This is a genomic window from Micromonospora sp. WMMD736, assembly GCF_049179015.1.
Lineage (GTDB): Bacteria > Actinomycetota > Actinomycetes > Mycobacteriales > Micromonosporaceae > Micromonospora.
This window is the reverse complement of record NZ_JBMHMI010000001.1, coordinates 1,167,735-1,180,406: the sequence shown is the minus strand read 5'-3', so window position 1 is coordinate 1,180,406 and position 12,672 is coordinate 1,167,735. Positions and strand designations below refer to the sequence as shown.

The window sequence follows — 12,672 nt, the reverse complement described above, 5'->3', positions numbered from 1 at the left end:
CTAGCGCTGCCAGGCGTCGATGGCGCGGACCCCGTCGCGCATGGTCCGGTCCAGGGTGGCCGGGTTGCCGCTGCTGCCCTCCCAGCCCTGGTCGTCGAGGACCGTCACCACACCGTCGACCCGGGCCACGGCGATCTGGGCGGAGCCCGCGCCGCCGGTACGCTCGCCGTTCAGGTTCGTGGCGGCCCACGTCCGGGTCACCAGCAACGCCTCGTCACCGACGCCGGGCACCGCCTTGCTCTCGACCGTGACCTTGCTGCCACCCTGGTCGTACGACGGGCACGCCTGCACCGCGGCGCGCAGGCGTCGCAGGTAGTCCGAAGCGCCGTCCCCCTCGAAGGTGAAGATGGTCTGGTGGATCATGCCCTGCGGCGTGTTGCTGTCGGCATCGTCGGCCTCCTTGTAGGTCAGCGTCATGGCCGCGCTCGCGGTGACCTGTCGACCCCCGGTGCCGAACTCGTTGCCGCACAGCGTGGGCAGGGCCTCGGCGACCCGCGTCGGACGGCGCGGGGACTTGCGCAGCTCGGACGGGAGTTCCACGAAGGCCGACGTCGGAATGGTCGTCGGCGCGCTGGCGCTCCCGGACGGCTGGTCGGTCGGACTCGACGCGGCCGCCGAGGTCGTCGTCGACGCGGCCGAGGGCGTCGGGTCGGACCCTCCTTCACCAGCCGTGCAGGCGGTGCTCAACGCGACGGTGCCCAGCAACGGCAGGATCAGCGCTCGGGTGGTCGGCGACAGTACGTACCGGCTCATGTTTCCCCCTCACCTCGATCTGCTCAGTTCCCCGCGACCGGCCGACGGAAACGATCACTGTCGCCGTGCCGGGGGTGAACCGACAGTTACGCGTCCTCAACGTGCATTTCGGAATAAAGTGGTGACGCTTGTGCAATGACTCCACGGGGATCGGGGAACGCGGGATGACGCAGGGGTACACCGAACGTACCTACCAGGCTCGACGTCTGGAGATCGGTGTCGATCGACCGTTCGAGGAGTTCCGGCGGCAGTACGAGCAGGCGGTGCCGCGCTACGACGCCGCGGCGTTCGACGCCCTGGTGGCCCGTCGCGCCTCCTGGGACGACGTGCTCGCCCTGATGGGCGAGCGTGCGCCCCACGACTTCCTCATCTACTGGAGCAGCGGCGAGCTGCGACCGATGATGAGCCTCGCGGGTGACGCCGGCAACGCCGTCGAGTACCTGATGGGCAACCACACCATCGCCGAGAAGATGTATCGGCACGACCCGACCGCCATGCTGTACGCGCCGTTGCGCACGATGATCGGCGATCTGCCCGACGGCGGAGTGCGGTTCGTGATCGAGCAGCCCAGTTGCACGTTCGGGTCGTTCGGAGTGGACGCGATCCACGAGGTGGGCCGGCAGCTCGACCGCGAGGTCGCCGCCCTCCTCGCGCACCTCGACGTACCCGTACCGGCGGACCTGTCGAGCTAGCGCGCACCGGGCCGCTTAGGCGCGGGTCTCCGGCGGGGTGGATGCCCGCAGCGATCTCGGCCCGCAGATCATCCCTGATCTGTCGCCACCTCACGCGTGGTCGGTGGTGCTCTGCCCGGACGGCGTGGTCGCGGTGGCGGTCAGCGTGGTGGTGAGCGGCGCGGCGCCGCCGGTCAGGGCATCTCGGAGCGTTCTCGCCGTGCTGCGCTATCTGAATGCGGCACGCTGACCGGTGACCCCTTTCGAAGGAGCGACCCGTGCAGGTCAGTTTCGCGACGAGCGCCGGTAGGGCCGACCGGCCGAACGAGGACTTCGTGGGGCGGTCCCGGCGCTGTCGTATTGCTGGACGGCGCCGGTATTCCGGGCACCGAGGGGCTCTGCGCGCACGGCGTCGCCTGGTACACCCACCGGCTCGGCGGGGCGCTGCTGGGCGGCCTGTCGCGCGCCGATGGACGTGGCCTCGTGGCCACCCTCGCCGACGCCATCGGCGACACGGCCGCCGCCCACCGTCACACCTGCGACATCGCCGATCCCCGCAGCCCGCAGGCGACCGTCCTGATGGCCCGCGCCCATCGGGGACGGCTGGAGCACCTCCTGCTCGCGGAGTCCTACCTCGTCCTCGATCGGGCCGGCGGCGGCGTGCGGGTGCTGACCGACGAACGCGAGGTGGTCGCCAGACGGGAATGCTCGGCGCCGCTGGCCGGCGTCACACCCGCCACCCCGGAGTACGAACACGTTCGCACCTCGTGCGCTGCGGCTCTGCGCGCCCGCCGCAACCAGCCCGGCGGCTACTGGATCGCCAAGGACGATCCGCGGGCGGCGTGGGAGGCGGTGACCGGGAGCGTCGCCGTCGACGAGCTGAACGGCATCGCGGTGCTCAGCAACGGCGCCAGCCGGATCGTCACCCCGTACGGTCTGACCGACTGGCCGGGGGTGCGGGAACTACTCACCGCCGACGGGCCGTCCGGCGTCATCCGGCGTGTCCGTGAGTTCGAGGCGGAGGCGAGCGGCGACCCCGACGCTCTGGTTCCGGACGATGCCACTGTGGCCTCGTGCGGATGGCGATGAGAGCGCGCAACGCCTTCTCTTGAGCGTGCTCCGTCCATTCTTCGGACTGTTGTCAGTCCATCTTGTCGCGTACCGGAATCTGTTGTCGGATCCCTGACTTCGCCCGTTCGTTTGGGGCATTTCGGTGCGGTGGACCTGGCGGGTGGCGCTTCGTTTGTGCTTTATTTTGACCCCTGCCGGGCCTTGCCCGATCTTTTGGTGTCTCCACGTGCTGGTCGGACGGTTCTTACCAATTCTCGGCGAAGGAGTCTGGGTGGCGCAGACGGTTCCTGTGCGGGTGGGTGCGGTCGAGGTGCTGGTCGAGGTCGTGCCTGCGGCTGGTTCTCAGCAGACGTCGACGGGCGGACGCGTCGATCGGGCGGTGGACTACGCGGCAGGCGCGTTCGAGCGGGCGCAGTCGGCGGTGGAGGAGATCGCCGTGTCGACGGCGCGCACGGTCGGCCGAGTTGCGCGCCGGGTCGGTAGCCCGGAGTCGGTCGAGGTCGAGTTCGGGCTGAAGGTGTCGGCCAAGGGTGACGTGATCGTCGCGGGCGCCTCGGGTGAGGCATCGCTGAAGGTGAAGATCACCTATGGTCCGACTGCCGACCCGGTGCATCGCGGGCCAGGCGAAGAGGCCCCGGACGACGCGGACACCGACGCTGAGGCGCCGCAGGACGGCGCGTAATGGCGGTGCGGGTGGCCGGCTACGACTTTCTCGGCTGGGTCGCCGCTGACGGCGCGTCACCTGCCGGCACCTGTTTTCAGATCGAGCGGGGCGTGCTGGTCACCGCCCACCACGTTCTCCTGGACATCGGTGCGGCGGCGGTGGGATGCGTGGTGCGGGTCGGACCCGTCGGCGTCGGCGCGGGATGGGACGCGACGGTCGAACGCGTCGACGAGGTGCACGACCTGGCGGTCCTGCGCGCTGAACAGCCGCTTCCGGGGTCGGCGTCGCACCTCGTCGTCTCGGACGGGGTGCGGGACAACGAGGCGGTGACGACGGCCGGCTACCCGACGGTCGAGGACGACGGGCACGAGTACGAGCTGCTGACCGCGGGAGGCCACTGGCGCGGGCCGGCGCTGCGGGACGGCGTGTTGTGGTCACGACTGCAGGCGGACGCGGTCATGCCCGGCATGAGTGGTGCGCCGGTGCTGCGGGCGTCCGACCGGGCGGTCATCGGCGTGGTCTCCGGCCGCTACAACTCGCAGGACGGCTGGCTGGCCGGCGCCGTGTGGGTGTCGCGGGTGGAAGACCTGTCCGCGCTGCTGGACGGGGTGGCGTCGGTCGTCGTCGAGGAGACGACACCGGCCAATGGTCTGCTGGACCTGGTGCTGACGGTGTCGCAGTCGGAGGTGCGCCTGTCGGGGTGTGGCCAGGACGTGACGGCGGAGCATGCTGGTGTCTCAGCTGGCCTCGCGAACGCGTTGCACGACGTACGCCGGGAACGCGCTCGCCTACGTGCGGTGGTACGTGACCTCACGGCCGGCGGCCAGGCCGCCGGCGTGGTGTCGTTGCGGCGGGCCGGCGAGCTGATGGCGGAATCATTTCTGCCGGTCGCGGTGGCGCAGGCGCTGGCCCGGGTGATCCGCCGTGCGCAGCGGGAGTACCTGCCGGTGCGGGTGGGGGTGCAGGCGCCGGACTGGTGGTGGCTGCCGTGGGAGGCATTACCGGAGCCGGTGACCGGCCGTCCGGTGGTGCTGCACGAGCTGGTGTCGTTGTATCGGAGGGTGGATGCGGCCGGCTCCCGATCGGCTGCCGCGCCGGGCCCGTTGCGGATCGTGGTGGCGATCGCCTCGCCGGAATCGGGCAGTGGTCCGCTGCTGGATTACGAGCGGGAGTTGAGCAGTGTCCTGGACGCGGTGCACAGGGCGCACCGCAGCCGGGCCGTGGTGCGGATCGTGCCGTTCGCCACGACGGCGGCCATCCGTGCGGTGCTGGCCGAGGACACCACGCATGTGCTGCACCTGTCCGCGCACGGTGCGCCGGGCATCCTGCACCTGGAGGACGAGCAGGGTCTCCCACGGTCGGTGGATCCGGAGACCCTGATGGCGGAGGCGATCCCGGAGGGGCGGATGCCGCGGGTGATCTCGCTGGCCGCCTGCTACACGGATGCCGACGGCGAAGACGGCGCGGGGTCGTTCGCCGCCAGGCTGGCCCGGCGGGGCGCGGGCGCGGTGATCGCGACGCAGACCTCGGTCACCGACGTGTACGCCACGAGGCTGTTCGCCGCCGTCTACGCCGAGCTGGCGGCGTCGGCGCAGCCGGATGTGGTCGCGGCGGTGGCACAGGCCCGTCGGCGCGTGCAACGGGACCTGGCCACCGGTCCGGACCCGTTGACCCAGGCGGTCGGGGGCATGGACGAGTGGAGCGTGGTCAGCGTGCTGGCCGCCACACCCGCGGTGGCCGTCGCGGACGGCACCGCACCGGCCGAGCCCCGCGCGGAGACCGTGCCGGACCTGGGTGGCCTCCTCGCCCGGCCGGTCGGACAGTTCGTCGGTCGCCGGCACGCCCAGCGCACCCTGCCGGCTGTACTCAACGACGGCACCGGTACGGCGGTGCTGCTGCACGGTATCGGTGGGGTCGGGAAGACCACTCTGGCAGCCGAGGTGGTACGCCGTCTGCTGGACACGTCGTCGGACTGGCGTCTGGTCACGGTGACCGGGCCGGTCACCGTCGACGGGCTGTTGACCGCGGTCGCCGACGCGGCCCGCCGGGAGCTGCTGCTCCGCGATCGGTTCAGCGGCCCGCCGGTGGTCGCGGTGCAGGCGGCCGGCCGGGTGGACCTGCCCTGGGCCGACCGGTTCGCGCTGCTGCGTGACCAGGTCCTGGCCGACACGAGGATGCTGGTGGTGCTCGACAACTTCGAGGACAACCTGATCCGTGCCAGCGGCATCGACGGTGATTGGTCGGTCGGGGATCCCGGTCTGGCGGGATTGCTGGCCGCCTGGTTGACCAGCCCCGGCCGGAGCCGGCTTCTGATCACCAGCCGTTACCGGTTCCGGCTACCCGAACCGGCCGCCGAACGGCTGCACCCCTATCAGGTGCCTCCGTTGAGTCTGGCCGAAACCCGCAAGCTCCTGTGGTCGCTGCCCCGCCTGGACCGGCACGCCGTCGACCTCGACGCGCAGCAGCGGATCTGGCAGACAGTCGGTGGACACCCCCGCGCCCTGGAGTACCTCGACGCGCTGCTGCCCGGCAGCGGCGGCGACCCTGCCGGACAGGGCCGCTTCGCCGACATCACCCGCCGCCTACGCCAGGCCGTCGAAACTCGGCTAGGTACCGCCGGCACGGAGGCGTGGCTGGCCCAACAACGGACCTTGGACGCGGCGCTGGCCGACACGGTCACGCTGGCCGCCGACGACGTGCTGCTGACCGAGCACCTGACCCGCCTCGACGCCGTCGAGGGCGCGGTCCGGCTGCTGGCCGGGATCAGCGTCTACCGCGAGCCCGTCGAGGTCAACGGCCTGCTGTTCCACATCGGACTGGCGAACCCGGATGCCGATCGGGAACAGCGGCCGGGCGGCATGGCAGCGGCGGCCGTCCAGATCCGTGACCTGCTGTCGGGATACGCGCTCGACGTCACCAGGTTGGCGGAGGCGATCCGGCAGGACAGTCCGCTGACCCCGGCAGACCGCGAACGTCTCGCCCGGCTTCTCGAGCAGGCACGCCGACCGCCGCAGCCCCCGTTCACCGCACCGCCGGGCATGACCGGGCTGGTCCGGAGACTCGCCACGACCAGTCTGATCGCGATCGTCGATGACGGCCGGGTGGTGATGCACCGCTGGACCGCCACCGAGCTGCATCGCCACTGGAACAGCGACCAAGGTCCGCACTACCGCCCCGGGCTGGTCACCGTCGCCCACCGTGCCGCCGCGACATACTGGCAGTGGCGCGTGGAGAGCTGGCCGCAAGGTCGGCTCGACGACCTCCACGATCTCGGCGAGAGCCGGCACCACCTGCTGGCCGCCGGCGATCTGGAAACCGCCGGAACCATCACCGAGCACATCTGCAGCCAACTCGACGAGTGGGGAGCCTGGGACCGGGAGGCCAGCCTCATCCACGACACCCTGCGCTGGCTTCCTGGAGACTCACCCCGTCGGCCGGCCTGGTACCAGCAGCTCGGCATCCTCGCCCAGCTTCGCGGCGACTATGCCGAGGCGGAGCGTCGTTACCAGCAGTCCCTGACCATCGAGGAGGAGCTCGGCAACCGGTCCGGCATGGCCAGCAGCTATCACCAGATGGGCATCCTCGCTCAGTATCGGGGTGACTATGCCGAGGCGGAGCGTCGTTACCAGCAGTCCCTGACCATCGAGGAGGAGCTGGGACACCAGGCCGGCGTGGCCGCCAGCTATGGTCAGCTCGGCACCCTCGCCCAGCTTCGGGGTGACTATGCCGAGGCCGAACGCCGTTACCGGCAGTCCCTCGCGATCAGCGAACGTCTTGGCAGCCGGTCCGGCATGGCCGCCAACTACCACCAGCTGGGCATGCTCGCGCAGCAGCAGGGCGACTACGGCGAGGCGGAGCGTCTCTACCAGCAGTCCCTGGCGATCAAGGAGGAGCTGGGGAATCGGTCTGGCCTGGCTACCGGTTACCACCAGCTGGGCATCCTCGCCCAGTATCGGGGTGACTATGCCGAGGCGGAGCGTCGTTACCAGCAGTCCCTGACGATCGAGGAGGAGCTGGGCAACCAGGCCGGCATGGCCGCCAGCTACGGTCAGCTCGGCACCCTCGCCCAGCTCCGGGGTGACTACGCTGAGGCCGAACGCCGTAACCAGCAGTCCCTGGCGATCAACGAGGGGCTGGGCAACCAGTCCGGCATGGCTGTCAACTACCACCAGCTGGGCATCCTCGCGCAGGAGCGGGGTGACTACGGTGAGGCCGAACGCCGCTACCAGCAGTCCCTGGCGATCAAGGAGGAGCTGGGGAACCGGTCTGGCATGGCGGCCAGTTACCACCAGCTGGGCGTCCTCGCTCAGCTTCGGGGTGACTACCGTGAGGCCGAACGCCGTTACCAGCAGTCTCGGGCGATCAACGAAGGGCTGGGCAACCAGGCCGATATGGCCACCTCGATCAGTCAGCTCGGGACCCTGCGTAGCGAGATGGGGGATCTCGGCGCGGCAGTGACCTTCCACTGCCAGGCCCTCGTGATACGGCTCGGGATCGGCGTTCCCCAAGCCGGCTTCAACCTCGCCCGGCTCCGTGAGCTCCGCCGGATGCTCGGCGAGCCCGAGTTTCGCGGCGCGGTCATCGCTGTCCTCGACGAAGAATCGCTGCGGACGCTGATCGCTGCTCTGGACCAGGCGGCAGGTCCAGAGCAGGAAGACGGCACACAGGGGTCCGTCGTTGGCGACGAGTAGGGGTACGCCGTCTCGCCGTGCCCCTTCGGCGACGGGTTCCGCGTGGTCTGATGGCGGCATGATGGCTCGCCCACCCGCCCTGGTCGAACGCGGCTCGGCGAACTGGAGCAGCACACCCTCGTCCAGCAGTACGTTCACGAACGGCCCCCACGAGGGCGCCGGACGTTTGGCTATCGTCTCCGGCATGACGATCGATCTCTCCGGCGTCGTCGGCGCGGCCTTTCTCGCGGATGGCCCGGCCGACGGCGTCGACCTCAGCCTGTTCGGGCAGTTCGCGGGCTCCTGGGTGCTGGACTGCACCGAGTACGAACCCGACGGGTCCTCCACGGTGCGCCGGGGCGAGTGGCACTTCGGGTACGCGCTGGGTGGCCGGGCGACTACCGACGTCTGGATCCTGCCGGGCGTCGAACACGGCGTCAGCGTGCGGTTCCCCGACCCGTCGGCGGGTACCGGGGTGTGGCGCTCGACGTGGGTGGGCCCGGCCCGCCGACGGACGCACACCTTCCTGGCGTCGCGTGTCGGCGACGAGATCGTGCTCGACGGCGGTGACCTGCGGTGGACCTTCTCCGACATCGGTACCGACGAGTTCCGCTGGCGCAACGAGGCGCGGCAGCCCGAGGGGGAGTGGCGACTCCAGCAGACGTTTCAGGTGTGGCGGTCGTCCTGATCCCGCCAGCACGCCCTGGGCCTGAGCTACGCCCCGGCCGTCGCCAGCAGCAGCGCCTCCGCGCCGACCGGGCGGAACCCGGCGGCCTGGAAGGCGCGCACACTGCGGGCGTTGCCGGCGGCCTGCTGGGCCCAGAGGGGTCGACCGTCGGGTACGAGGTGCCGGGCGGCCGTCGCCAGCGCCCGTCCCAGGCCGCGGTGGCGGCAGTCCTCGTCGACCTCGATCGCCGTCTCCCAGCGCCCCGCCACGCCTCGGCCCAGCACGATCACCCCGCCGTCGGCGGCCCAGACCCGGACGTCGTCGCGACGGCGGCGTGCCCGGCCCGCGCGGGCGTGACCGGCGTCCGGGACCTCGGTCAGCGGTAGCGGGGGCGGGCCGGGTAGCGGACTCGCGACGGTCAGGAGGTCGATGGTGTCGGTGGAACGCCCGGTGCGGTCGAGCAGCGCGCCGAGGAAGCGCGGATTCATCGTGGCCGCCAGACCGTCGCAGTCGAGAGTGGCCAGCGTACGACGTACCCATTCGGGGTCTTCGTCGGTGAACACCACCGAGTGCGCGGTGAACGCGATGACGCCGGCGTCGCGGTGGCACGGCTGCGGTACGACGGTGGTCCCGCCGTCCGCCGGGGGGAAGTGCCCGTTCGCCGCGGCTCGCAGGATGTCGGCCAGCGTACTCTCGGCGATCGTCGTCTCCTCGGTTCGGTGGCACGTGCTCGGCGGCCGGCGCGTCACGCGCCGGCCGCCGAGGTGCTTCGGTGTCAGCTGCCGGTGCAGCTGGCGGTGGCGCCGCCGCCGTTTCCGGTGCCCTGGAACCCGAAACTCGTGCTCTGGCCCGCGTTCAGCCGTCCATTGTAGCTTTGGTTGGCGACGGTGACGGTGCCGCTGCTACCGGTCGCGACGCCGTTCCACAGCGAGGTGATCGTGGCGCCGCTCGGCAGGTTGAGGGTGACCCGCCAACCGCTGACGGCGGCACCTCCGGCGGTGACGGTGACGTTGGCGACGAAGCCGCCGTTCCACTGGTCCTGCACGGCGTAGGTCGCGGTGCACGCGCCCGTGGGCGGCGGCGTGGTCGGCGGCGGCGTGGTGGGTGGGGGAGTCGTGGGCGGCGGTGTGGTCGGCGGGGGAGTCGTCGGCGGGGGCGTGGTCGGCGGCGTGCCGGGGTCCAGCGTCAGGTTCTTCTGTTGGACCGTCCACTGGGTGCGGCACAGGCCGCAGTTGGGTCCGACGAAGTTGGCGCCGGCGGTGGTGTCGCCCTTGAGCCGCCACTTGAGGTAGAGCACCGCGACACGGCCGAACTCACCACCGTTGGTCTGGTCGTAGGTGCCACCGTGCCCGACGTTGAGGTTGCCCATGAAGGCGGGCAGCGTGGACGGAAGCTTGCCCCAGTCGTCCATGGCGTTCGGGTAGGCGATGTCGCTGGGCCCGCCGACGAAGTAGGCGATCGGCTTGGTGAGCCTGCGGAGTTGGTAGTCGTCGGCGTCGTTCAACAGGCCACTGCTGAAGATGCCGGTGGTGGTGACGCGCGGGTCGTTGGAGACGGCGTACGCCTCCAGCCCGCCGCAGGAGAAGCCGGCGACCGCGACCTTCGTAGTGTCGATCTTGTTGTAGTACTTGCTGCCCTGCCGGGAGTTCTCCGCGATGGCCCAGTCGATGGACTGGGTGAGCATCTGGGAGTTGGTGGAGCCGGAGCCGTTCGGGGCGCCGTTGGCGATGGCGAGGAAGCCGTGCGAGGCGATCTCGCGCAGGAAGTTGCCCTGGGAGAGGCCGTTGGCCGAGCACCCGCCGTTGCCCCAGACGAAGATGGGCAGCCGCTCGGACGGCAGCGTCTGCGGCCGGAAGATGGTGTGGTTGGCCAGGCTGGACGAAGTCTCGTAGTCGGCGGGATAGGGGCCGGATCCGCCGATGGCGGCATTGGCAGGTGTCGCGCCGAGCGTGATGATCATCGAGGCGAGCGGGACGACGGCGGCCGCCAACCCGGCATAGATCTTCGATCTTGTTCTCATGCACCCCTCCAACGGATGTCACGTGGGGCTCCCCGCGGCGGCGGTGGCGGCTGTACGTTCGCGCGGCGACCGGTGGGTCGGCGCTGGCCACGGGCCAGGTCGATGGGTACGCGTCGACCACCCGGCGGGGTCCCCACAGGCGATCCGATGGGAGCGGTGTGCAGTTACTATCACTGCCGCAACGAAAAGTGTCAATGTCTGGGGTGTCGGCCGCCGGGCGACCCGGCCGCCGGGACGTCGTCCGCCGCCTCGAAGTGCGTGATCCACGCGGCGGCGTCCGGCCAGTGCGGCGTCGCCACCTCGACCAGCCGCTCCTGGGCGAGCGCGCCGAGCGCGCGATGGATCTCCAGGAAGGTGTCCCGGGCTTCCTGTCGGGGCCAGGGTGTCGGTAGCAGGTGATCGGGCAGATCCGGGTCGATGTCGGCGAACCTGCGCCAGGAGTCCATGGCCGAGGTCCGGGCCACCAGCGCCTGGGTGGGGTCCACCTCGTTGCCGCGCACGGCCACCCGCAGGGGCGCGTACCGCTGGATGAAGGTCGAGTACGCGGACGCGAGCGCGGTCAGGTCGTACGCGGCGGCCGGCCCGTGTGGTCCGGACTCCTCGTCGAACCGGACGTGCATCACCGACCACCGGGCGCCCTCGACGTGGCGCAGCAGCTCGCCCAGGACGCCGTTGGCCGTCGCGGTGTCGGAGCCCGGGCGGATCCACGCGCTGTCGTACAGGCCCGCGAAGCGCAACGCGCCCAGCGCCCGGCGCACCGCGTGCCGGGACGCCTGTCCGGAGTTCGGGATCGAGAAGGTGGCCAGCACCCAGTCGCCGGTCCACGGTTTCGGGTGGGTGCCGAAGGTCAGGAACTGCCGCATCCGCGCCCGGTGCCGGGCGATGGCCCCGGACGTCAGGTGGTAGACCGGGGGCCGTCGGCCCGCCCGCGTGGCGAGCAGACCCCGCTTGACCAGCCGGGACAGGGCGGCGCGGGCGCTGGACTCGCTGACGCCGAACTCCCGCAGGATCGCGATGACCGCCGCCGACGGCAGATCGGCGTCCGCCGAGTCCAGATACTCGCCGAGCACGGTCGCCAACAGGTGCTGCGGGCTGGACCCGACCTGGGCCCGGGGTGCGCGTACGTCCTCACCGTCCACCCCACCAGACTGCCGCACGGGTCGTCCACGGGAGCTGACCGTCAGCCGTCGATGGGTTCGTGCGGCGGCGCCCAACTCGGGTGCCAGGTCGTCGCGGGCAGCGGCGTCAGGCCCGCGCAGTGGTCGAGCACCGCGCGCAGGCCCGGGTGCGGGTTCGCGCGGCGCAGCAGGAGCGAGATCGGGTACGCCAGCGTCGGGCGCGCGATCGGGATGCGGCGCAGGTCGTGGCCGGTCGGCCAGAGGTAGCGGTCGCGCGCGCCGACGAGGGTCGCCACGTCGGTGGATTCCGCGAGGACGTCGAGCAGCACCTCGTCGCCGAAGTGCGGGCCGGCGGCGTCGATCCGCAGGTCGAAGGCGGTGGTGAGCTGGTCGTAGAAGTCCGCCCACTCACTGCGCGGCGCGATGCCGGGCACCCAGATCCGGTGCCCCCGCAGGTGGGCCGGCGTCAGCGTGCGCGCGGCGGCGAGCGGGTGCCGTGGGCCGACGAGCAGCTCCAGCGCCGAGTCGAAGGCGTGCACCATCCGCACCTCGCGCGGCAGCGTCGCCGGGTCGGTGACGGACCGGAACGAGGCGTCGACGTCGCCCGCCCGGACGGCGGCGACCGCCTCGCGCGGGTCGTTGACCCGCAGTGTCACGACGTCGAGGTCGATCTCCGGATGGGAGCGCCAGTAGTCGTGCAGGACGACAGCCTGCGCGGAGCGCAGGCCGAGAACGTCGATCCGCAGGGTCCGCGAGCCCGGTCTGATCGCGGCGACCGCGCGGTCGGCCCCGGCGACGATGCCCCGGGCGTGCGGGAGGAACGCCTGGCCGTCGAGTGTCAGCTCGACCCCTCGGGGGGTACGCCTGAACAACCGGACGTCGAGTGCGCGTTCGAGGGCGGCGATCCGCTTCGACACCGCCTGCTGCGTCACGCCCAACTCGTCGGCCGCGTGCTGCAACTGCCCGACCTCGGCTGCCCGCACGAACGACCGCACCGCCTCGGTATCCACCGGCTGATTATGCACTCCCACAACCATT

General features: G+C 71.2%; 11 protein-coding genes. 6 read left to right on the top strand and 5 right to left on the bottom strand.

What is annotated here, in order from left to right:
• Positions 1 to 753, bottom strand: coding sequence for a hypothetical protein (locus ACN269_RS05235; protein ID WP_421471297.1), 753 nt, complete (start codon positions 751 to 753; stop codon positions 1 to 3).
• A 164-nt stretch (positions 754 to 917) separates the two neighbouring features.
• On the opposite strand from ACN269_RS05235, the gene ACN269_RS05230 reads away from it, so the two are divergent.
• The 6 genes from ACN269_RS05230 to ACN269_RS05205 all read left to right on the top strand — a co-directional run bounded on the left by ACN269_RS05230 (position 918) and on the right by ACN269_RS05205 (position 8,517).
• The gene (locus ACN269_RS05230; protein ID WP_421471296.1) at positions 918 to 1,445 is read left to right on the top strand and encodes a hypothetical protein; all 528 of its coding nucleotides are present in this window, start codon (positions 918 to 920) and stop codon (positions 1,443 to 1,445) included.
• Positions 1,446 to 1,482: 37 nt separating this feature from the next.
• Positions 1,483 to 1,674 carry a hypothetical protein gene (locus ACN269_RS05225; protein ID WP_421471295.1) on the top strand — a complete coding sequence of 64 codons (192 nt, stop codon included), beginning with the start codon at positions 1,483 to 1,485 and terminating at the stop codon, positions 1,672 to 1,674.
• Positions 1,675 to 1,784: 110 nt separating this feature from the next.
• Positions 1,785 to 2,513 carry a hypothetical protein gene (locus tag ACN269_RS05220; protein ID WP_421471294.1) on the top strand — a complete coding sequence of 243 codons (729 nt, stop codon included), beginning with the start codon at positions 1,785 to 1,787 and terminating at the stop codon, positions 2,511 to 2,513.
• 253 nt (positions 2,514 to 2,766) lie between these two features.
• Entirely contained in the window at positions 2,767 to 3,177 is a 411-nt protein-coding gene (locus ACN269_RS05215) for a CU044_2847 family protein (protein WP_421471293.1), read from the top strand.
• Positions 3,177 to 7,850: a tetratricopeptide repeat protein gene (locus tag ACN269_RS05210; protein ID WP_421471292.1), complete on the top strand. Its 4,674-nt coding sequence runs from the start codon at positions 3,177 to 3,179 to the stop codon at positions 7,848 to 7,850. The genes ACN269_RS05215 and ACN269_RS05210 overlap by 1 nt, the downstream gene beginning before the upstream one ends.
• Before the next feature lie 184 nt (positions 7,851 to 8,034).
• Positions 8,035 to 8,517 carry a hypothetical protein gene (locus ACN269_RS05205; protein WP_421471291.1) on the top strand — a complete coding sequence of 161 codons (483 nt, stop codon included), beginning with the start codon at positions 8,035 to 8,037 and terminating at the stop codon, positions 8,515 to 8,517.
• Positions 8,518 to 8,543: 26 nt separating this feature from the next.
• Here the strand turns inward: ACN269_RS05205 and ACN269_RS05200 are convergent, their stop codons facing one another.
• The 4 genes from ACN269_RS05200 to ACN269_RS05185 all read right to left on the bottom strand — a co-directional run bounded on the left by ACN269_RS05200 (position 8,544) and on the right by ACN269_RS05185 (position 12,644).
• Complete coding sequence (locus ACN269_RS05200) at positions 8,544 to 9,197, bottom strand: GNAT family N-acetyltransferase (RefSeq protein ID WP_421476202.1); 654 nt, start codon at positions 9,195 to 9,197, stop codon at positions 8,544 to 8,546.
• A 74-nt stretch (positions 9,198 to 9,271) separates the two neighbouring features.
• Positions 9,272 to 10,516: a cellulose binding domain-containing protein gene (locus tag ACN269_RS05195; RefSeq protein WP_421471290.1), complete on the bottom strand. Its 1,245-nt coding sequence runs from the start codon at positions 10,514 to 10,516 to the stop codon at positions 9,272 to 9,274.
• Between the two features lie 191 nt (positions 10,517 to 10,707).
• Positions 10,708 to 11,655, bottom strand: a complete 948-nt coding sequence (locus ACN269_RS05190; protein ID WP_421471289.1) for a PaaX family transcriptional regulator C-terminal domain-containing protein — start codon at positions 11,653 to 11,655, stop codon at positions 10,708 to 10,710.
• A 41-nt stretch (positions 11,656 to 11,696) separates the two neighbouring features.
• A complete protein-coding gene (locus ACN269_RS05185) occupies positions 11,697 to 12,644 on the bottom strand; it encodes a LysR family transcriptional regulator (protein ID WP_421471288.1) in 948 nt (315 codons plus the stop codon).
• Positions 12,645 to 12,672 lie beyond the last annotated feature (28 nt).

What these genes read in the sequence shown, in the direction of transcription:
- ACN269_RS05235 (WP_421471297.1), bottom strand. Translation starts at nt 753, where the DNA reads ATGAGCCGGTACGTACTGTCGCCGACCACCCGAGCGCTGATCCTGCCG.
- ACN269_RS05230 (WP_421471296.1), top strand. Translation starts at nt 918, where the DNA reads ATGACGCAGGGGTACACCGAACGTACCTACCAGGCTCGACGTCTGGAG.
- ACN269_RS05205 (WP_421471291.1), top strand. Translation starts at nt 8,035, where the DNA reads ATGACGATCGATCTCTCCGGCGTCGTCGGCGCGGCCTTTCTCGCGGAT.
- ACN269_RS05195 (WP_421471290.1), bottom strand. Translation starts at nt 10,516, where the DNA reads ATGAGAACAAGATCGAAGATCTATGCCGGGTTGGCGGCCGCCGTCGTC.
- ACN269_RS05210 (WP_421471292.1), top strand. Translation starts at nt 3,177, where the DNA reads ATGGCGGTGCGGGTGGCCGGCTACGACTTTCTCGGCTGGGTCGCCGCT.